This window comes from Desulfallas sp. Bu1-1 (assembly GCF_015594625.1).
Classification (GTDB): Bacteria; Bacillota; Desulfotomaculia; order Desulfotomaculales; family Desulfallaceae; genus JADNRQ01.
Genome location: NZ_JADNRQ010000035.1, coordinates 1 through 17565 on the forward strand (window position 1 = coordinate 1; position 17565 = coordinate 17565).

Below are 17565 nucleotides of genomic sequence, written 5' to 3' on the forward strand. Positions count from 1 at the left end.
ACGCTTAAAACTTTCAGTTGCCTGAACGTCTCCAAGAACTAGCTACAGGGCTGCTGGTTAGGCATTACCCTGGTGGGGCTTTCACCCACTAGAATTAACGACCTTGCCCGGCCGCACTACACAAAATAATTTATATATTATCACCTTTAAGAATTTTACTCTGTTTTAAATTAAAAATAGCCAAATACAAGAGTTAATACTTTACTTAAAATAGTTTCTGTTAATAAAATAAAGGATAAAACCATTAATACTATTCCAAGAGTTTTACTTAATTTATTAATAACTATATTTTCAGTTTCAACAATATAACTTAAAACAAATAATAGAACACCTATTCCAAAACTAGTTAAGTTAGAATTTACTTCAACCAAAAAATTATACATATTAATATCTCTCCTTATAAACTAAACTTTTTAAAATATTTTCTATCTTACAATTTGTTAATTTCAGATACATCATGCGGATATATGATTGAACCGGTACGGTTTGACGACCGATACTGGTATCGAAACGCATGGAAGAAAAAATCTTTCGTCGTTTAATCAAGCATCCACTCTAACCAGTTCTTTCGGTAGTTCTTGAATCTCTGGCGGCAGGATACTGTTTCATAGAGCTGGTTGCTGATTCTTTTACGCTAACAACTTTGGCAGGCGGCATTCCAATGACATGAGAAAACTTCGCAGAGAACCCCCCGGGCTTGTCTAGGAGGAGGTTCATTGGCCAAAGCACTTCCTGCGTAATTTTTCCTTCCCCGCCGCCAGCAACCGTGAAACGCGGCTTATCGAGCAATCCATGCACCTGGCGATGGTCTCGCCATCCAAACCCACCTTATACTTGAGCATCACCGCCATCCTTTCCCCGGGCGGCAACTCCAGTAAAGCTCTCTGTATCGCTTCCGCACCAGGCAACAAGTCCGGCCGGGAACTGGTATTCCCACCAATTTCCTCTTGCTCATCGCAACACTGCAAGAAAATGTGGCAAAATAAAGGCCACACCAGGTTTTCATGCGTCCCCAAACCAGGCCGGTCATATTTATCGAAAACCAGGGCGCATAAACGTTCCGCCTTCTCCCGGCGCCCGGTCAGATAATAACCGGCGGTATAAACTTGAATGATTAACTGGTCCAGGTCGTCTACCAAACTTCCCTTTTATCTTATTGTTTATCATTGCCTGCCGGCGCTATAATTTTCACCTGCTGGACTTTGCCGGTGAACTAAAAGACCGGGCTTCCAAAGATGGCATTGCAAAAAAGACCGAAAAGGCGTATTTGAACTTGTATATACTGGTGTTATTGCCCGTACTGTTGTTGGCCGTATTAAATATTGTGCTGTTCGTTTCCCAAACCGGCGCTTTTCCTAATATATATTTTCACCTGTTCACAGCCTCATTTGGCTTGATACTTATTACCATAACAGTGTTATCAATGGGTATGTTAAGAAAAATATCCATCTTCAAAGAAAAAGAACTCGAGGCCCGTCAAGCCGGGGAAACCATCGTCCACCTGGATAAGTTAATCAAAACCATTAGGAAACAACGCCATGACTTCAACCACCACCTGCAGGCGGTTTACGGTCTTTTGGAAGTCGGCTCCTGCAATAAAGCCCGTTGATTACGTAAAACAAATGTTTTTAGACATCTCCAACCCGGCGGAAGTGGTTAAAACCGACAATCCCGGTATCAGCGCCATGTTATTTGCCAAGGCGGGCCAGGCCGAAGCCCGGGGCATACCTTTCAGCGTTTCAGTGGACTGCAGCCTGCAAGGTGGACCTTTAAGCACCATGGAGGCCAACTCACTGTTGGGAAACCTGCTGGACAACGCCATTGAGGCAGCGGCTGCTTATACAGGGGCACACCGCTCCGTAAGGCTGGAAATTACCAGGCAACCAGGGGAATATGTTTTCACCGTGGCCAATACGGGTGATCCAATCCCACCTGAAACACGGTCTGGTTTTTTATTTGGGGCCTTTTGGGGCCAAAGTAAAAACCAGGTTTTTGTTTTTTGAAGGCCAAAATTATTTTTAATTTCAGGGGGTACAGTGATACAATAATGTAAAAATATATTAATAAGGAGTGGTTTTCCTTATGGAAAAGATAATTGGCATCAATGAAGCCAGGCCAAAGCTGTCTTCAATTATCGAAGCATTGGATAAACCAATAATTATCACCGTAAATTCAGAACCAAAAAGTGTTCTTATGAGGTACGATGAATATTTGAGACTTTCCAAGGTAGAGCAGGAAAATAAACGCCTGGCATTAAAACTGGCACTCGAAAAACTCAGGGGTCGGGAAAAAGACACAGATATTTCCGAAACTGACATATCCAAAGAAATAATGAACTACAGAAACTCCAAAATGGGCGGAGAAAACAAATGAAAGTAGTAATTGATACCAATGTCGTTATTTCCGGTTTAATTTCACCCTTTGGTCCGCCTGCCCAAATTATCGATTTATGGGTAGCTGATGAAATTATAGTATGTCTAAGTTCGAAAATAATTGAGGAATATATAGCGGTATTGCTCAGACCCAAATTTACCCGTTTGGGATCAGCTAAAAACAGGTACGAAGTTATAGCCGGGCTGGTAGAGTTGGATAACACCATAATAGTTAACCCTGATTTTCACCTTGACGTTATTAGTGAAGACCCCGGTGATAATATTTTCTTGGAATGTGCTGTAGAAGCTAAAGCAGAAATAATCATTTCCGGGGATGACCATTTATTAGGTCTTGCCGAATTTCAAGGGATACAAATTATTCGTCCTGTAAACTTTTTGGAAAAGATAAGATTAAGATGATCATTTAAGTTACCGGCTGGCGGGCAAAGCCGACCCCGGGGAAATAATTAAAATGGCTGAAAGCCTTAAATAAATTTTTTTATAAAAACTTAATCCAAACGGCACTAAACAAAGTCATATATTAAAAAAGCTTTGGGAGGGAAAACCTGTCCCGGTTAAATGAATTTCCTAACGCGCATACGCGGTACAATTAACCCAGCAGCGCGCGCATGATTTGCCTTTTCAGCGCCAGGAAGCGCGGGTCGGTCAAGGTTTCGGCCCGGCGGGGCCTGGGCAGGCCCACTTCCAGGTGCAGGCACACCCTTGCGGGCCGGGGGGTGAGCACATAAACCCGGTCGGACAGGATGAGGGCCTCGTCGATGTCGTGGGTGACGAAAAAAACCGCCTGCCTGAATTTATCCCAAACTTCCAGCAGCCACTGTTGCATCCGGGTCCGGGTGATGGCATCCAGCGCCCCGAAGGGCTCGTCCAGCAGCAGCACCCGCCGCCGGGCCAGCACCGCCCGCATCAGAGCGGCCCGCTGGCGCATGCCCCCGGACAGTTCCGCCGGGTAGCTGTTTTCAAACCCTGCCAGGCCGAACAGGGGCATCAGTTCCCGGGCCTCCCGCCTGGCCGTTTCCCTGTTCTCCCCGGCCACCTCCCGGGCCAGGATCACGTTGTCCAGCACGGTGCGCCAGGGCAGCAGCAGGTCCTTCTGGGGCATGTAGGAAACCACTTCCCCGGCCCTCGCCCCGGTCTTGCCGCCCAGCACCACCCGGCCCCGGTCGGGGCCGGTCAGGCCGCAGATGATGTTGAACAGGGTGCTTTTGCCGCAGCCGCTGGGGCCGATGAGGCTGACAAATTCCCCCTCCCCCACTGCGGCGGAAACACCGCCCAGCACGGGCAGGGGCTCGCCATCCACCATGTAACTTTTTTCGATGTCTTCCAGAATTATTTCCACTATCGCCAGCCCCCGTACAAGCGTGTACTTTAATCTTCTACCTGTCGGGTAAAAACTCGTTGGTAAACGCCTTATCCACGTCAATCATTTTGGGCAACAGCTTGCGCTCGTACATCCAGCGGGCGTAGCGCTCCCAAACCTCCGCCTTTTGTTCGCCCCAGCGCGCCGCGTCGTCCCGGTACCGGGGGCTCAAGTATTGCTGGCTGGCCAGCACCAGCTGCTCGTCCAGTTCCGGCGCGTATTTAAGCAGGATCCGGGCGGCCTCCCCGGGGTGGTCGATGGCAAACTCGTATCCTTTGGCCGTAGCCCGCATGAATTTTTTCACCAGGTCCGGGTTCTCCCGGATCAGCTTTTCGCTGGTGATCAACACCGGGGTATAGTAATCCAGGGCCTCATCCAGTTTGCGCAGCTCCAGGAAATTCAATTTTATGCCCCTCTGCTCGGCTTCAATGCCGGTCCATCCGTAATAAATCCAGGCAAAGTCAATGTCGCGCTCAATGGCGGTGAAAAAGTCCGCAGTGCCGATGTTGAGAATCTCAACCTTGGAAAAATCGCCGCCGTCACCCTCCACCACCGCTTTGAGCACCGCCTCCTCGGTGGGGGAGCCCCAGCCGCCGTACCGCTTGCCTTCCATTTCCCGGCCCCTGGTGATGCCCGTTTCCCGCTTGGAAGCAAAACCGGAGGTATTATGCTGGATCACCGCCGCGATGGAGACTACGGGCACATCGCCGGCCCTGGCCTGGGTCACATCCTCCTGGTAGCCCACGCCGAACTGTGCCTTGCCGGTGGCCACCAACTGGGTCGTACCGCCCTCGGCGGGCTGGATGATTTCCACCTGCAGCCCCTCTTCCCGGTACCAGCCCTTGTCCAGGGCGACGTACAAACCGGTGTGGTTGGTGTTGGGCACCCAGTCCAGCATTACGGTAACGTCCTGCAAATCAGCCCTGGCGCTTTTGGCGGTTTCGTCGCCGGAGGAACATCCCGCCGCCACCGCCAGGCTCAAAATAAGCAGCGCCAGTAAACATTTTTTAAGCATGTCAATCGTTACTCCTTTCCTTGAAATACCAGGGTATGGACAGCCGGGCCAGTAAATTAATGAGCCCGAACAATAACAAGCTGACCAGCGAAATAATAATGATAGCAGCAAAAACCCGGTCCGTCTGGTAGGCGTGGGTGGCCCTGGTCATATAGACGCCCAGGCCGCTGGTCGCCCCCAGCCATTCGCCGATGACCGCCCCCATCACGGCGTAGGTGCCCGCTATTTTAAGGCCGGAAAAAAACGACGGGAGGGCGGCGGGTAACCGCACCAGCTTGATCAACTGCCAGCGGGTGAAACCCATGACCCGCAGCAAGTCAACCATACCGGGGTCGGCGGCTTCCATGCCTTCCACCATGCTTACCGCCACCGGGAAAAAGCAAACCAGCGCAACCACCACCACCTTGGGTAAAATGCCGTAACCAAACCAGATGATGAGCAGCGGAGCAATGGCAATGATGGGCACGGTTTGGGAAAACACCAGCAGAGGATACATCCCCCGCCTGACCCAGGGTGAAAAATCCATCAGTACCGCCAGTGCCAGCGCCAGCAGCACGGCGGCCAGCAAGCCCGTAACCGCGGCCAGCACAGTGCTTTGGGTGTGCCGGAACAACACGGGCAGCATCTCCCAGAGGGCGGCCAGCACCTGGCCGGGCGCCGGCAGTAGCCAGGCCGGAACCCCGGACCACCAGACCCAGGCTTGCCAGGTGGCGATAAATGACAGCAAAAATAAGAGCGGTGCCGCGATATTTCTATTCCGGCGGAACATTTCTGTATTTGCCCACCTTTTCTTCCATGGTGACGCCCCCGGGCGCGTAATCGATTTTCACCAGCGTCATCACCCGGGCGGCGCCCGCATCAATGCAGGCCTGCTGGGCGCGCTTGACTATTTCCAACAATTCGTCCAGCTCGCCCTCCATGGTGGTCTCCATGGGGCCAACCTCGTACTTCACCCCGGACCGCTGCACCACTTCGATGGCCCTGTCCACCACTTCGTAGCTGTTCCCGCCCCGCACCTGGGGAATAACCTGGAAGCTCACGTTGATTACCGGCAACTCATTTCACCTCGCTCGTTAACTTTGATTAATAAAAGCAGCCCGGAGGCGATGGAAATTTCGGCCCTTCCGGCGGCCAGCCGGTTGCTCACGCCATACGGGTTGCCGATAACGAAAGTGGCGTCCCGCAGCGGCCACCGGGCGCCCCGCACATGTACTCCGGTGACCCGCTCGGTAAGGGGCAGCAGGGAAAACAGGTCGCCGGGCTCGCCTTCCACCACGGCGGGCCGGTGCGGCGCCACCAGGCTGATTTCGTTATACCGGTTGACGATGCGGGCCGGCACTCCGTGGTCAAGGGCGACGCGCAGCAGGTGCACATTGGCCAGGGAATGGTCGAACCGGGTGCCGATGGCGCCCAGGATTACAATTTCATCAGGCTTACCCGCCAGCGCCTCGGCCAGGGCCAGGGCAGTATCGGTGTCGTCCTTGTCGGCAGGGTACTCCCTGATCACCGCACCCTGCCCGGAAAAACTATTTAGCTTTTCCCGGTCAATGGAATCCATATCCCCCACGATCACGTGGGGCACAATCCCCAGGGCGGCGGCATACCGGGAACCCCCGTCCACACAGATAACCCGGTCGTCCTTTTTTAAAACCCCGGCCAGCCAGGATAAATTATCAACAGTACCTCCGGTCAAGATTACACAGCGCATCTATTCACCTTCATGTCAAACATATGTACTTAAGAATGTAAAAAGCGCACCCGGGTGGGCCAGATGCGCGTGATTATTTATACTTCCCTACGCGGGCATTACCCCGATCAGGTTCCCGGGTCAGGTGCTCGACAGCCCTTTCTCAGCCCATAACATGAGCTCCCCCCAAATTTTATATTCAGTTATTTTTTTAAATCATTGACGCTCCCCACGGCTCAAGCCAGAGACTTTTCAACTATTTTGGTAAATTATATAGCCTCATTATTACCAAGTCAATACACATGACGCATCCTACACATCCTTGATCTTTTTTCAAGAGTATTAAAATTTTGACATACTGTGTCAATCCTTGACATGTTCATTCAACATAATTATATTAAAATTGTATTAAATTATACTATAGCAACAATTATATAAGCGTAATATTCAGTGTTATCAGACAGCTAACCGGCAAATTATAGCGAAATTCCAGCGAAATACCAGCGAAATATACTGGTGCGCTGTGACATAAACAAACACCAAAAGGGGTCCTGTATATGCCGGCAATAAATTTAACTTCTAATGTAAAAGACAACCTTGATTTTATCATGCATGTCAGTAAAGAAAGCGGGCAGCCGGTCCAGCATTGCTACCAGTGCGGCAAATGCACCGCGGGGTGTCCCGTTGCCTTTGCCATGGATTACCCCCCCAACCGCATTATCCGCATGGTGCAGCTGGGTTTAAAAGAACATGTCCTAAAAAGCCAGGCTATCTGGCTCTGCGCCTATTGCTCCACCTGCACCTCACGGTGCCCGCGCAATGTAAACCTGGCCCGGGTAATGGATTGTTTACGCGGTATGGCCAGGCGGGAAGGCATACAGCTGGAGGGACGGGCCAAAAAAATTGCCTTGTTTTATGATTGCTTTTTGGATACCGTCAAGCGCAATGGTAAACTTTATGAATTGGGCATGATGCTTAATTATAACCTGAAAACCGGGCATTTTTTCAAGGATGCCGGTACAGGCCTGGCCATGTTTACAAAAGGCAAAATAAAGTTAATCCCCACAAAAAACGAAAATTACAAAGATCTGGCGCAAATCTTTGAAAGAATTGAAGAAATGGAGGAAAAATGCTGATGAAATATGCTTACTTTCCGGGATGCTGCGACCATACCAGCGCCAAAGAGTACGACATATCAACCAGGGCGGTTTGCAAAAACCTGGGCATTGAGTTAATTGACATTCCCGACTGGAGCTGCTGCGGCTCCACTCCCGGCCATAGCACCAGTCATTTGCTTGGAGTGGCGCTGTCCGCCCGCAACCTGGCCCTGGTGGAGGAAATGGGCCTGGACTGCACCGCCTCATGTGCAGCCTGCTACCAGCGTTTAGCTTTAGCCAACATGGAAATGAAAAACGATATGAAGCTTTGTGAAAAAATCAACTGCATTACTGGAAAGCCGTACCACGGGGGCGTAAAAGTTAAATCCATCGTAGAAGTTGTTGCGGAACTGGGACCGGAACAAATTACAGCCCGGGTGTTAAAACCCCTTGAAAATTTAAAAATGGCCGTATATTACGGCTGTCTGATGGTAAGGCCCAAAGAAATTCAAGTGGATGACCCGGAAAACCCTCAAATTATTGATAAATTGATGCGCACCGTAGGGGGCGAAGTGGTGGATTGGAGCTATAAAACCGAATGCTGCGGGGGAGGCCTGGCCATATCCAATGAAGATATAGTGTTAAGGTTAACCAACAAAATTCTAAAAGAAGCGGTCGACGCCGGTGTCAACTGCATCGTCACGGCCTGCCCGCTCTGCCACTTTAATTTGGACATGCGCCAGAAAAAAATCAACAAAATCTTTGGCACCAATTATCATCTGCCTGTTTTTTATTTTACTCAATTAATTGGATTGGCTACCGGGCTAAAGCCAGGTGAGTTAAGTCTAGAAACTCATTTTGTTGACACCCGAGAGGTGATTAAGCTGATTGCCTAGTTTTTTTCGTTGTTTAAAACATTACAGCAATGAATTAAAAAAAGTATAGGAGCGATGATACATGATACGGGTGGGAGTTTTCGTCTGCTGGTGCGGGTCAAATATCGGCGGCATTGTTGATGTACCAAGGGTAGCGAAAGAAGCTGCCCGGTTCCCTTATGTTGCACACAGCATGGACTATAAATATACCTGCTCGGAACCGGGCCAAAAAATGATTATTGAAGCCATCAAAAAATACAAATTAAATAGGGTTGTTATAGCATCCTGCTCCCCGCGCCTGCATGAGCCTACTTTTCGTAAAACCATCGCTCGCGCAGGCTTAAATCCATATTTACTGGAAATGGTCAACATACGGGAACAGTGCTCCTGGGTACATGCCAAGGAACCGGATCAAGCCACCGCCAAAGCCATTGACCTTGTGCGCATGGCTGTGGCAAAAGCAATACATTTAAAGCCGCTCTACGAAGGGAGTATCCCGGTTACCAAAAAAGCGCTGGTTATCGGCGGAGGGATTGCCGGTATTCAGGCCGCTTTAGATATTGCCGACGCCGGGTACCGGGTAATTCTTGTGGAAAGGGAACCAACCATCGGCGGCAAAATGGTTATGCTGGATAAGACTTTTCCAACCCTGGACTGCTCGGCATGTATAAGCACACCGAAAATGGTCGCGGTAGCCCAACACCCCAATATCGAACTTTTAACATATGCCGAGGTTACAGGCGTAACCGGCTTTATCGGTAATTTTTCTGTAACGGTCAGACAAAAAGCCCGTTACGTGGACCATTCAAAATGCACCGGATGTGGCACCTGCTGGGGAAAATGCCCCCAAAAAGTACCGAGTGAATTTGATTTGAATATGGGCACCCGCAAGGCTATTTATATTCCTTTTCCCCAGGCTGTTCCCAACAAACCCTGCATAGACGCCGCCAGTTGCCGCCGCATAACTGAACAAAAATGTGGCGTCTGTGCCAAAGTTTGTCCGGTGGGGGCTATTAATTACGAAGACCGGGATAAAATCCTGCAATTGGAAGTTGGGGCTATTGTTATAGCCACCGGCTACGATCTTTTTGATTGGACAACAGCTTATGGCGAATATGGTTATGGTAAATTTCCCGACGTCATAACAGGCCTGCAATTTGAACGAATGGTTAACGCCTCCGGGCCCACCGGTGGGAAAATTGTGCGGCCCTCCGACGGGAAAGAACCTAAAAACGTTGTATTTATCAAATGTGTGGGTTCCAGGGATGAAGCCAAAGGCAAAGCTTATTGCTCCAGAGTCTGCTGCCTTTATACAGCCAAGCATGCCCATCAGGTCCTGGAAAAAATCCCCGGTTCCCAGGCCTTTGTCTTTTACATGGATGTCCGGGCACCCGGGAAAGCCTACGAGGAATTTTACCAGCGCACGGTGGATGAAGGAGCCCGCTACATCCGTGGGCGGGTATCCAAGATATGCCGGCAGGGCGATAAGTTACTGGTTAAGGGTGCGGATACTTTACTGGGTACCCAGGTGGAAATCGAAGCGGATCTTGTTGTCCTGGCTACAGCCATGATACCAAGCCGAAATTCCCGCCAGTTAGCACAGGTTGTAGGTTTCTCCACCGATAAAGACGGCTTTTTCCAGGAAGCCCATCCCAAACTTCGCCCGGTTGAAGCCGGCACCGCAGGGATCTTTTTAGCCGGCAGCTGCCAGGGGCCCAAGGATATTCCGGATACGGTGGCCCAGGGCGGCGCGGCAGCGGTTAAAGTATGCGCTTTGTTTGCCAAGCAAGAAATAGCTACAGATCCCATGATTGCAGAAGTTAACGAGGCACTTTGCACAGGTTGCCTGAACTGCCGGGAAGTTTGCCCGTACAAAGCAATTAAAAGAAAAACTATACCTGACAAAGCCCGGGGTCAGGCAGCCGAACGAACAGTTGCCCGTGTAAACAGCAGCTTATGCCAGGGCTGCGGTTGTTGCGCATCATCCTGCCGCTCGGGCGCTATTAACTTGAATGGCTTTACTGATGAACAAATCATGTCGGCAGTGAAAGCTTCCCTTCAACATCAAAGGCTATTGACCAATCGTCAATAGCCTTTAAAACACTGGTGCCGGGTGTTGTATTGTTGCGATTCATGGTTTGATATACGCGTAACCCTCGGCTTGCTTTTTGGCTATCTCGGTAATACCGGCAGGAACCACCGCAACAAAAGAGGGCAGCGTATTTTCCTCCAGGGAGTGCATCCGCAAAGCGTTTCGGCAGGCAACAAATTTTACTCCCAAATCAGCCATACCGGCCATCTCTTGATTAAGTTTATCCCCGGCCACGTAGGACGTAACCGCGGCCCCGTTGGCCACAACCTCTATCTTCGCATTCCCCTGCCCCACATCTTTGATAAAATTGCCGATATTGACCAGCGCCCTTGGCCACCTTTCGGGTTCGTTGACATGAAAAAGCACTTTCAGTTCAGCCATGGAAAATCCCTCCTTACCTGCGGCGCCACCCGGCACCGGATTGCATTCCCTTTCCAATTGATAGAGCGCAAAGCGGATTTTTTTTATTTCAGCCGCATGGGCGGAAGAAAACATTTTTGCATATTCTTCCAGTACCCTGGCGGATTCCTGGGCCCGCTTGAAATTGGCGGTAAGAATTTCCCCGCAGGTCAGCCGGGTCATTTCGGATTGGGTGTTCAGCATGGCTCCAATATCGCCTGCGCTGTCCCTGGCCCTCAATAGCGCCGCCTGCCCGCCGGGCAATTCACGGGCAAATTCCCCCAGGGTGTGCCTGAATTCTTTTAACACCAGCGTTTTATCACCATCATTATAAACAAACCGCACCGTGTCTTCAATTACCCGCAAACCCTCGCGCAACCGGTTCAAGTTGGCGTCTATCACCCGCAATACTGGTGCCGGGTGTTGCGTTGTTGCGATTCCGGCATTGGAATTTATAGCGGGTCCACCCCCCGCAGAACCCGGTTCATGTTCCGCACCGCGCACATTTTGCCGCACATGGTGCAGGAGTCCGCGTGTTCGGGCTGCGACTCAGCCCGGTATCTTTGGGCCTTTTCCGGGTCAATGGCCAGCTTGAACATCCCGGGCCAGTCCAGGTTGCGCCTGGCCTCGCTCATTGCATCGTCCCACTGCCGGGCACCGGTGATTCCTTTGGCGATATCCGCCGCGTGGGCGGCAATCCGGGCCGCTATGATTCCCTCTTTCATGTCATCCAGCGTGGGCAGGCGCAGGTGCTCAGCCGGTGTCACATAGCAGAGGAAATCCGCTCCGCTGGCGGCGGCGACGGCCCCGCCGATGGCGCTGGTAATATGATCGTAGCCCGGCGCAATATCCGTTACCAGCGGGCCGAGCACGTAAAACGGGGCGCCGTGGCACAGTTTCTTTTCCAGAACCATGTTCGCGGCAATTTCATTCAGGGGCATGTGCCCGGGCCCCTCGATCATCACCTGTACACCCCGTTCCCAGGCCCGGCGGGTTAATTCGCCCAGGACAATCAGTTCGTGTACCTGGGCCGCATCGGTGGCATCTTTGAGGCTCCCCGGGCGACAGGCATCACCAAGGCTAACGGTCACATCATAACGGCTGCATATTTCCAGCAAATCGTCATAATACTCGTAAAAGGGATTTTCTTGATTGTTTATTTCCATCCAGGCGAACAAGAGGGAACCGCCCCGGGAAACAATATTGGTCAGGCGCTGGTTTTTCTTGAATGTAGCCGCCGTTTCTCTATTGATGCCGGCATGGATGGTCATGAAATCAACGCCGTCTTGCGCGTGTTTTTCCACGACGCCCAAAAACTCTTGCGCGGTAATTTGTTTCAATTCCTTGTCGTAATAGCCCACGGCATCATAAACAGGTACGGTTCCTACGGGCACCGGCGACATGGCCACCAGGCGGCGTCTGAATTCCTCCGTTTTACCGTAACAGCTGAGGTCCATTATGGCATCGGCCTTGAGTTCCACGGCATAACGCGCCTTTTCCATTTCGGCATCCACGTTACAACAATCCTGGGAAATGCCAAGGTTAACATTAATTTTAGTCCGAAGACCTTGACCGATCCCGCACGGGTCCAGGGAGGCATGGTTTTTGTTGGCCGGAATGACGACTTGGCCCCCGGCCACCAGCTGTTGCAACACAGCCACATCCACGTTTTCCTTACGGGCCACTATTTCCATTTCTTTTGTTATTATGCCCTTGCGGGCGGCATCCATCTGAGTGGTATAATGCACGTTCAGTCCTCCTTCCGGCCCATGGCGGCCCGCAGGGCGCGCACCTTGGCCTCTATATCGGGCGCCCCCACAATTTCCGTTACCAGGGCAATGCAGCGGGCGCCACGCCGGGCAACCTCGGCTATATTGTGTTCCTTGATTCCACCAATGGCAACAAACGGTATGGTTACATTGTTTACGGCATAATCCAGGTATTCAAGCCCCACCGGCTCGCACACGTCCTTTTTAGTTTTGGTGGCGAAAATCGGCCCGACGCCGATATAGTCCACGCCGCTGTTTACAGCGGCCCGGGCCTGGGCGGGGGAATGGGTGGACATGCCGATAATCATGCCATCCCCCACCAGTTTGCGGATTTGATCCGGCGGCAGGTCATCCTGGCCTACGTGCACGCCGTCGGCGTCGACCAGCAGGGCCAGGTCGACGTGATCGTTGACGATAAAAGTGACCCCGGCTTCCCGGGTCATTTCCCTGATTTGCAGGCATTCACTGTATTTCTCGCGCAGCGTTTTTTCCTTCTCCCGGTACTGGATCACCTTGATCCCGGCGGCAATCATTTGCCGGACCACTTCAATGTTGCTCCTGCCGCGGGAGTGTTCCTCCGCGGTAATGCCGTAAATGTCGGCCGCCAGCAGCCCGGCCAATCCGGGTTTACGGGTCATAATCAATCACCAACTTATCCCTTTCTTAAATTTGATTCAACTGCAGCTGTGGTGATTTTGCAGTTTATATTAACTTATATGCTCTGCCAGTCTTTAAAAACGGGCTGGTAACCGTGGCTGTAGATCACCCTGGTCATCGCGGCCACGTCCCGCTCATCGGAGATGTCAAACTGCCCGGTGGATTTTTCAGCCCCGGTGCGCCCGCCCACCGCCGTGCAGGACCCGGCGGACATTTTAGTTGCGCCAAGCTTGATTAAATGCTCCCGCAACTCCGGCCCTTCCCGGGTGGAAATGGTGATCCCCCCCCTGGGCATAAACAGCCGGAAGGCCAGGATGTACTGTACCAGGTTTTTGTCGCTTACCACCACCCTGGGGGCGGTTCCCCCCGCGTGCGGGCGCATGCGCGGCGGGGACATGCTCACTTCCACATCTGGATACCGGTTTTGCAGATAATTGGCGTGCAGCCCGGTGAAGAAAGCCTCGCTGCGCCATTCGTGCAGCCCCAGCAGCGCGCCGAGATTTACGGAGCGAATACCCGCCCGGCAGGCCCGCTCCGGGGCGTCCAGCCGGAAACGGTAATTCCGTTTCGGCCCCGCCGGGTGTACTTCCAGGTAAACATCTTCATCATAAACTTCCTGGTAAATGGTCAGGCCGTCCACTCCGGCGGAGATCAGCTCGGCGTATTCTTCCTCATCCAGGGGATAAACCTCTATCCCTATAGAAGTAAAGTATTTTCTCAATATCCCAACGCATTCCTTGATATAGGCCACCGGGGAATGTTTCCTCGACTCGCCGGTAAGAATCAAAATATGTTTCAATCCCGTACCCGCGATTACTCTCGCCTCGGCTTCCAGTTCTTCAAAGGAAAGTATTTTCCTTTCAATGTCGTTTTTGACCCGAAAACCGCAGTACACGCAGCTATTTACACAGTAGTTGGCCAGATACAGAGGTGTATAAAGCAAGATGACTTTTCCGAAATGCTGCACCGTAAGATGGTGCGCCTTTTGCGCCATTTCTTCCAGGTAATTTTCAGCCCTGGGTGACAGCAAGGCCAGGTAATCAAGTTCGGACAGGCGACTTTTGCCGATGGCCCTTAAAATGTCACTATCAGTCAGCTGGTTGAAAAAAAACGTGAAATCAAAATCTTTAAAGCGGCGATACACTTCATAAAAACTCATAGGGGTCAGGCCTTTCGTAACTGTAATAACTCGGCTTGCGCCGGTTCCACAAGATTATAACCAAAACCTATTCGTCCCTTAAAAACCCGGTCAGCGGCGATGAAGCCCGGGCGTACTGCTGCACTTCACCGGGGCCGGACAGAAACGCGGTCCGGCCGGCCTCCACGGCCAGGGCAAAAGCCCGGGCCATGGCCACCGGGTCGCCCGCCGTGGCAATGGCGGTATTCACCAGCACCGCGGCGGCGCCCATCTCCATGGCTTCGGCCGCCTGGGAGGGGCGCCCGATCCCGGCGTCCACGATCACGGGCAGTGATATTTCTTCAATGAGGATTCTAATCATTTCTTTCATTTTCAACCCGCGGTTGCTCCCAATGGGGGCGCCCAGCGGCATTACCGCCGCGGCACCGGCCTCCGCCAGTTTTCTGGCCACCATCAGGTCGGGACTGACGTACGGCAAAACCACAAACCCCTCGGCGGCCAGTTCTTCGGTGGCCTTAATGGTTTCAAAGTTATCGGGCAAAAGGTACCTGTTGTCCGTGATAATCTCGATTTTAACCCAGTTCCCACACCCCGCGGCCCGTCCCAGCCGGGCGATGCGAACGGCCTCCCGGGCATTGCGCGCCCCCGACGTGTTGGGCATTAAAATGCAGCCCTCCGGAACAAAATTAACGATATTTTCTTCCGGAAAGTCGGGGTCCACCCGCCGCAGCGCCACCGTAACCACCTGCGCGCCCGAGGCTTGCACCGCACCGGGTATCAGCCTGTTGGAAGCAAATTTTCCCGTGCCCAGGAAAAGGCGGCTGGTCAATTCCCGGCCGCCGATGACCAAAGGATCCGACATATTAACCTCCCCCTACCAGATGCAAAATTTCCAACCGGTCCCCGCTTCGCAGTTTAATATCAGGCCATGAGTCCTTGTTGGCCAGCTGATAGTTATATTCAACAATCACTACCTGCGGGTTCAACTTTTTTTGAGCCACCAGGTCGGCAATGCTCAACCCTTCGGCAACGTCTACGGTTTTGCCGTTTAAAATAATTTCCATCATTCACCACCCTTCGCTTTTTATGTTTTGCATATTATCCTGGCGCGGAAAATGGCCCCGTTGAACTTTGGCCGCTTACTTTTACTTTGCATAATCACGCGCCGTCCGTCGAACCCCCTGGAACAGCAATTAAAAAGCGCACCCCATAGGTCAGGTGCGCTATAAAAAAGCTTAGTGCCTTCCCTACGCGGGCATTACCCCGATCAGGTTCATGGGTCAGGTGCTTACAGCCCTTTCTCAGCCCATAACATGAGCTCCCCAAGGAATATTTTTTATTTTAGATTTATGTTAATTATACAAGTTTATGCCGTTTAGTCAATGGTATAATATCAAAAAATGAAATTCAAGTACAGAGGTGACAAGATTGACCAGGGAATACCCCCCTTTCCCCGTGCCTTCCGCGGCCGCGCTGGTTTGTCATCAAGGTTCGCTGTTACTTATCCGCAGAAAATTTGAGCCGGGCGCCGGCAAGTGGAGTTTGCCCGGAGGAAAAATCGAACTGGGAGAAACGGCCGAGGAAACCGCGGCAAGGGAAGTAATGGAGGAGTGCAACGTCCGGGTTAAAGTAACCCGGTTGCTCAACGCGGCAAACGCCATCTTTTATGATCACGAACACCGGGTCCGGTTCCATTACCTGATCATTGTGTATCTCGCCGCATACCTGTCCGGAACTCCGGAAAATTCGGAAGAAACGCTGGAGGTGCGCTGGGTGCCCCTGGAGGAGGCCGGAAACTACGATTTAACGGGCACGGCCAGGTCCGCCATTGAGGCGTTTATCGCCGGCGGATATTAGGAGGACCGGCAATGAACTACCCATGCCCGCGGCAATAACTAAACCTCCTGGAAATAATCCTGGACCAGCATGCTTTTTTGCAGCGGCTTCAACAGGTGTTTGATTACCGGAATTGACGCCGCTTCCTTCATGATTTCTTTCAGCTTGCCCCGGTATACCACCGTCCCCCCGTCCACAACGGCCACGTTGCCGGTCAGGTAAGGAATCTCCGTGAAATCATGGGTGACGAAAACGGCAGTGGTGCCAGTATTGGCCAGCAGCTCGCTTAATTGTTCCAGCAGGTCGACCCGGGTGGGAAAATCCAGCGCCGAGAAGGGCTCGTCCAAAAAGATGACCTCCGGCTCCAGCACGAAGGCCCGGGCCAGGCCGACCCGCTGCGCTTCGCCGCCGGACAGGTGCAGCGGCGTGCGATTGCGCAGGCCGGAGATGCCCAGCCGCTCCAGCCAGTAATTCACGCGGCGCTCGATTTCCGGCCCGGCCACGCCCCGGAACTTCAGCCCCTGGGCCACGTTGTTGAACACGGTGGTGTTTAAAAGCAGCGGTTCCTGGAAAACAACGGCCATGCGGCGCCTGATGGAGAGCGCGTTTTTCCCGGTCACCCTTTCCCCCCGGAAAAAAATTTCCCCCTCCGTGGGCTCTTCCAGCAGCGCCAGCACTTTCAGCAGGGTGCTCTTGCCGGCGCCATTGGGGCCGATAACAGCCAGCATTTCCCCTTCGGCCAACTGGAAATCGTCAATATGTAAAATTGTTTTTTTATCTCTGACCAGAACAACGTTTTTTAATTTTAACATTACCGATACTTCCCAACTTAGAGATTCAAGGATCACCATATAATTCTTCAAAGCTAAACATAGCTTAACATAGAAAAAATGACATGTCACTGGTACTTTACTGTACTTTTACTGTATGTACGGCTCTTGGCTTTTCTTTCATCTTGAATTCGGAAAGTAAGTAATAACAACCACCTTAACCGAAAAAACATTGCAAAAAAATACCAGAATCACCTGGAAATACAGTTACAATTTAGTTTTTTTAGCCAAGTGCCAAATCACCCCTTAAAATAGCCAGTAAAATAGGCACAACAAACCAAACCGGATCAAATATTACCCGGCACGTTAATCAATACGCGCCTTATGGTAGCTACCTCATGGTGCCTGTGTTCTTGGGGCATCAACGCTGATTTAAACCAGTTCAGCAGATTATAAGCCAAAGCCTTGATCCACATG

General features: G+C 51.7%; 22 protein-coding genes and 2 riboswitches. Of the genes, 8 read left to right on the forward strand and 14 right to left on the reverse strand.

Annotated elements, in window-relative coordinates:
- Positions 1 to 170: 170 nt before the first annotated feature.
- Positions 171 to 383 (reverse strand): hypothetical protein, encoded by a 213-nt coding sequence (locus tag IT084_RS16985; RefSeq protein WP_195714073.1) that lies wholly within the window; start codon positions 381 to 383, stop codon positions 171 to 173.
- 330 nt (positions 384 to 713) lie between these two features.
- On the reverse strand, positions 714 to 1139 hold the full coding sequence (locus IT084_RS16990) for a sigma factor-like helix-turn-helix DNA-binding protein (protein ID WP_195714074.1): 426 nt from the start codon (positions 1137 to 1139) through the stop codon (positions 714 to 716).
- Positions 1140 to 1156: 17 nt separating this feature from the next.
- Between IT084_RS16990 and IT084_RS16995 the strand changes: the two genes are divergently transcribed.
- From IT084_RS16995 to IT084_RS17010, 4 genes are all read left to right on the forward strand, one after another.
- Positions 1157 to 1609 carry a Spo0B domain-containing protein gene (locus IT084_RS16995; RefSeq protein ID WP_195714075.1) on the forward strand — a complete coding sequence of 151 codons (453 nt, stop codon included), beginning with the start codon at positions 1157 to 1159 and terminating at the stop codon, positions 1607 to 1609.
- A gap of 13 nt (positions 1610 to 1622) precedes the next feature.
- Positions 1623 to 2003, forward strand: a complete 381-nt coding sequence (locus IT084_RS17000) for a sensor histidine kinase (protein WP_195714076.1) — start codon at positions 1623 to 1625, stop codon at positions 2001 to 2003.
- A gap of 79 nt (positions 2004 to 2082) precedes the next feature.
- Positions 2083 to 2373 (forward strand): type II toxin-antitoxin system Phd/YefM family antitoxin, encoded by a 291-nt coding sequence (locus IT084_RS17005; protein WP_195714077.1) that lies wholly within the window; start codon positions 2083 to 2085, stop codon positions 2371 to 2373.
- Entirely contained in the window at positions 2370 to 2792 is a 423-nt protein-coding gene (locus IT084_RS17010) for a putative toxin-antitoxin system toxin component, PIN family (protein WP_195714078.1), read from the forward strand. The genes IT084_RS17005 and IT084_RS17010 overlap by 4 nt, the downstream gene beginning before the upstream one ends.
- A gap of 190 nt (positions 2793 to 2982) precedes the next feature.
- On the opposite strand, the gene IT084_RS17015 is transcribed toward IT084_RS17010, so the two are convergent.
- From IT084_RS17015 to IT084_RS17035, 5 genes are read right to left on the reverse strand one after another with little or no spacing between them, the layout of a single operon-like run.
- Entirely contained in the window at positions 2983 to 3732 is a 750-nt protein-coding gene (locus tag IT084_RS17015; protein ID WP_313885515.1) for an ABC transporter ATP-binding protein, read from the reverse strand.
- Positions 3733 to 3769: 37 nt separating this feature from the next.
- Complete coding sequence (locus IT084_RS17020; protein WP_195714079.1) at positions 3770 to 4768, reverse strand: ABC transporter substrate-binding protein; 999 nt, start codon at positions 4766 to 4768, stop codon at positions 3770 to 3772.
- A gap of 1 nt (position 4769) precedes the next feature.
- Positions 4770 to 5537 (reverse strand): ABC transporter permease, encoded by a 768-nt coding sequence (locus IT084_RS17025; protein ID WP_195714080.1) that lies wholly within the window; start codon positions 5535 to 5537, stop codon positions 4770 to 4772.
- Complete coding sequence (locus IT084_RS17030; RefSeq protein WP_195714081.1) at positions 5521 to 5823, reverse strand: thiamine-binding protein; 303 nt, start codon at positions 5821 to 5823, stop codon at positions 5521 to 5523. Before IT084_RS17030 ends, IT084_RS17025 begins: the two co-directional genes overlap by 17 nt.
- Positions 5814 to 6476 (reverse strand): thiamine diphosphokinase, encoded by a 663-nt coding sequence (locus tag IT084_RS17035; protein WP_195714082.1) that lies wholly within the window; start codon positions 6474 to 6476, stop codon positions 5814 to 5816. The genes IT084_RS17030 and IT084_RS17035 overlap by 10 nt, the downstream gene beginning before the upstream one ends.
- A 67-nt stretch (positions 6477 to 6543) precedes the next feature.
- Positions 6544 to 6652, reverse strand: a riboswitch (TPP riboswitch).
- Between the two features lie 360 nt (positions 6653 to 7012).
- On the opposite strand from IT084_RS17035, the gene IT084_RS17040 reads away from it, so the two are divergent.
- The 3 genes from IT084_RS17040 (at position 7013) to IT084_RS17050 (ending at position 10519) form a co-directional block, all read left to right on the forward strand.
- Complete coding sequence (locus tag IT084_RS17040; protein WP_195714083.1) at positions 7013 to 7591, forward strand: 4Fe-4S dicluster domain-containing protein; 579 nt, start codon at positions 7013 to 7015, stop codon at positions 7589 to 7591.
- Complete coding sequence (locus IT084_RS17045) at positions 7591 to 8448, forward strand: CoB--CoM heterodisulfide reductase iron-sulfur subunit B family protein (RefSeq protein ID WP_195714084.1); 858 nt, start codon at positions 7591 to 7593, stop codon at positions 8446 to 8448. The genes IT084_RS17040 and IT084_RS17045 overlap by 1 nt, the downstream gene beginning before the upstream one ends.
- A gap of 61 nt (positions 8449 to 8509) precedes the next feature.
- Positions 8510 to 10519, forward strand: coding sequence for a CoB--CoM heterodisulfide reductase iron-sulfur subunit A family protein (locus tag IT084_RS17050; RefSeq protein WP_195714085.1), 2010 nt, complete (start codon positions 8510 to 8512; stop codon positions 10517 to 10519).
- A 39-nt stretch (positions 10520 to 10558) separates the two neighbouring features.
- Here IT084_RS17050 and IT084_RS17055 read toward each other — a convergent pair whose 3' ends face one another.
- From IT084_RS17055 to thiS, 6 genes are all read right to left on the reverse strand, one after another.
- Positions 10559 to 11320 carry a DsrE family protein gene (locus IT084_RS17055; RefSeq protein WP_207744658.1) on the reverse strand — a complete coding sequence of 254 codons (762 nt, stop codon included), beginning with the start codon at positions 11318 to 11320 and terminating at the stop codon, positions 10559 to 10561.
- 50 nt (positions 11321 to 11370) lie between these two features.
- Positions 11371 to 12666, reverse strand: a complete 1296-nt coding sequence (gene thiC, locus IT084_RS17060; protein ID WP_195714086.1) for a phosphomethylpyrimidine synthase ThiC — start codon at positions 12664 to 12666, stop codon at positions 11371 to 11373.
- Between the two features lie 2 nt (positions 12667 to 12668).
- Positions 12669 to 13325 carry a thiamine phosphate synthase gene (gene thiE, locus IT084_RS17065; RefSeq protein ID WP_195714087.1) on the reverse strand — a complete coding sequence of 219 codons (657 nt, stop codon included), beginning with the start codon at positions 13323 to 13325 and terminating at the stop codon, positions 12669 to 12671.
- Positions 13326 to 13399: 74 nt separating this feature from the next.
- On the reverse strand, positions 13400 to 14503 hold the full coding sequence (thiH, locus tag IT084_RS17070; RefSeq protein WP_195714088.1) for a 2-iminoacetate synthase ThiH: 1104 nt from the start codon (positions 14501 to 14503) through the stop codon (positions 13400 to 13402).
- 67 nt (positions 14504 to 14570) lie between these two features.
- Positions 14571 to 15344, reverse strand: a complete 774-nt coding sequence (locus tag IT084_RS17075; RefSeq protein WP_195714089.1) for a thiazole synthase — start codon at positions 15342 to 15344, stop codon at positions 14571 to 14573.
- A gap of 1 nt (position 15345) precedes the next feature.
- Entirely contained in the window at positions 15346 to 15549 is a 204-nt protein-coding gene (thiS, locus tag IT084_RS17080) for a sulfur carrier protein ThiS (RefSeq protein ID WP_243277047.1), read from the reverse strand.
- A gap of 160 nt (positions 15550 to 15709) precedes the next feature.
- Positions 15710 to 15817, reverse strand: a riboswitch (TPP riboswitch).
- Between the two features lie 93 nt (positions 15818 to 15910).
- On the opposite strand from thiS, the gene IT084_RS17085 reads away from it, so the two are divergent.
- The gene (locus IT084_RS17085) at positions 15911 to 16339 is read left to right on the forward strand and encodes an NUDIX hydrolase (protein WP_195714090.1); all 429 of its coding nucleotides are present in this window, start codon (positions 15911 to 15913) and stop codon (positions 16337 to 16339) included.
- A gap of 38 nt (positions 16340 to 16377) precedes the next feature.
- On the opposite strand, the gene IT084_RS17090 is transcribed toward IT084_RS17085, so the two are convergent.
- Entirely contained in the window at positions 16378 to 17130 is a 753-nt protein-coding gene (locus IT084_RS17090) for an ABC transporter ATP-binding protein (protein WP_195714091.1), read from the reverse strand.
- Positions 17131 to 17565 lie beyond the last annotated feature (435 nt).

Bases quoted from the DNA above. Each gene is read 5' to 3' on its own strand.
- IT084_RS16985 (WP_195714073.1), bottom strand. From the start codon at position 383: ATGTATAATTTTTTGGTTGAAGTAAATTCTAACTTAACTAGTTTTGGA.
- IT084_RS17000 (WP_195714076.1), top strand. From the start codon at position 1,623: ATGTTTTTAGACATCTCCAACCCGGCGGAAGTGGTTAAAACCGACAAT.
- IT084_RS17005 (WP_195714077.1), top strand. From the start codon at position 2,083: ATGGAAAAGATAATTGGCATCAATGAAGCCAGGCCAAAGCTGTCTTCA.
- IT084_RS17010 (WP_195714078.1), top strand. From the start codon at position 2,370: ATGAAAGTAGTAATTGATACCAATGTCGTTATTTCCGGTTTAATTTCA.
- IT084_RS17020 (WP_195714079.1), bottom strand. From the start codon at position 4,768: ATGCTTAAAAAATGTTTACTGGCGCTGCTTATTTTGAGCCTGGCGGTG.
- IT084_RS17025 (WP_195714080.1), bottom strand. From the start codon at position 5,537: ATGTTCCGCCGGAATAGAAATATCGCGGCACCGCTCTTATTTTTGCTG.
- IT084_RS17035 (WP_195714082.1), bottom strand. From the start codon at position 6,476: ATGCGCTGTGTAATCTTGACCGGAGGTACTGTTGATAATTTATCCTGG.
- IT084_RS17040 (WP_195714083.1), top strand. From the start codon at position 7,013: ATGCCGGCAATAAATTTAACTTCTAATGTAAAAGACAACCTTGATTTT.
- IT084_RS17045 (WP_195714084.1), top strand. From the start codon at position 7,591: ATGAAATATGCTTACTTTCCGGGATGCTGCGACCATACCAGCGCCAAA.
- IT084_RS17050 (WP_195714085.1), top strand. From the start codon at position 8,510: ATGATACGGGTGGGAGTTTTCGTCTGCTGGTGCGGGTCAAATATCGGC.
- thiE (WP_195714087.1), bottom strand. From the start codon at position 13,325: ATGACCCGTAAACCCGGATTGGCCGGGCTGCTGGCGGCCGACATTTAC.
- thiH (WP_195714088.1), bottom strand. From the start codon at position 14,503: ATGAGTTTTTATGAAGTGTATCGCCGCTTTAAAGATTTTGATTTCACG.
- IT084_RS17075 (WP_195714089.1), bottom strand. From the start codon at position 15,344: ATGTCGGATCCTTTGGTCATCGGCGGCCGGGAATTGACCAGCCGCCTT.
- thiS (WP_243277047.1), bottom strand. From the start codon at position 15,549: ATGATGGAAATTATTTTAAACGGCAAAACCGTAGACGTTGCCGAAGGG.
- IT084_RS17090 (WP_195714091.1), bottom strand. From the start codon at position 17,130: ATGTTAAAATTAAAAAACGTTGTTCTGGTCAGAGATAAAAAAACAATT.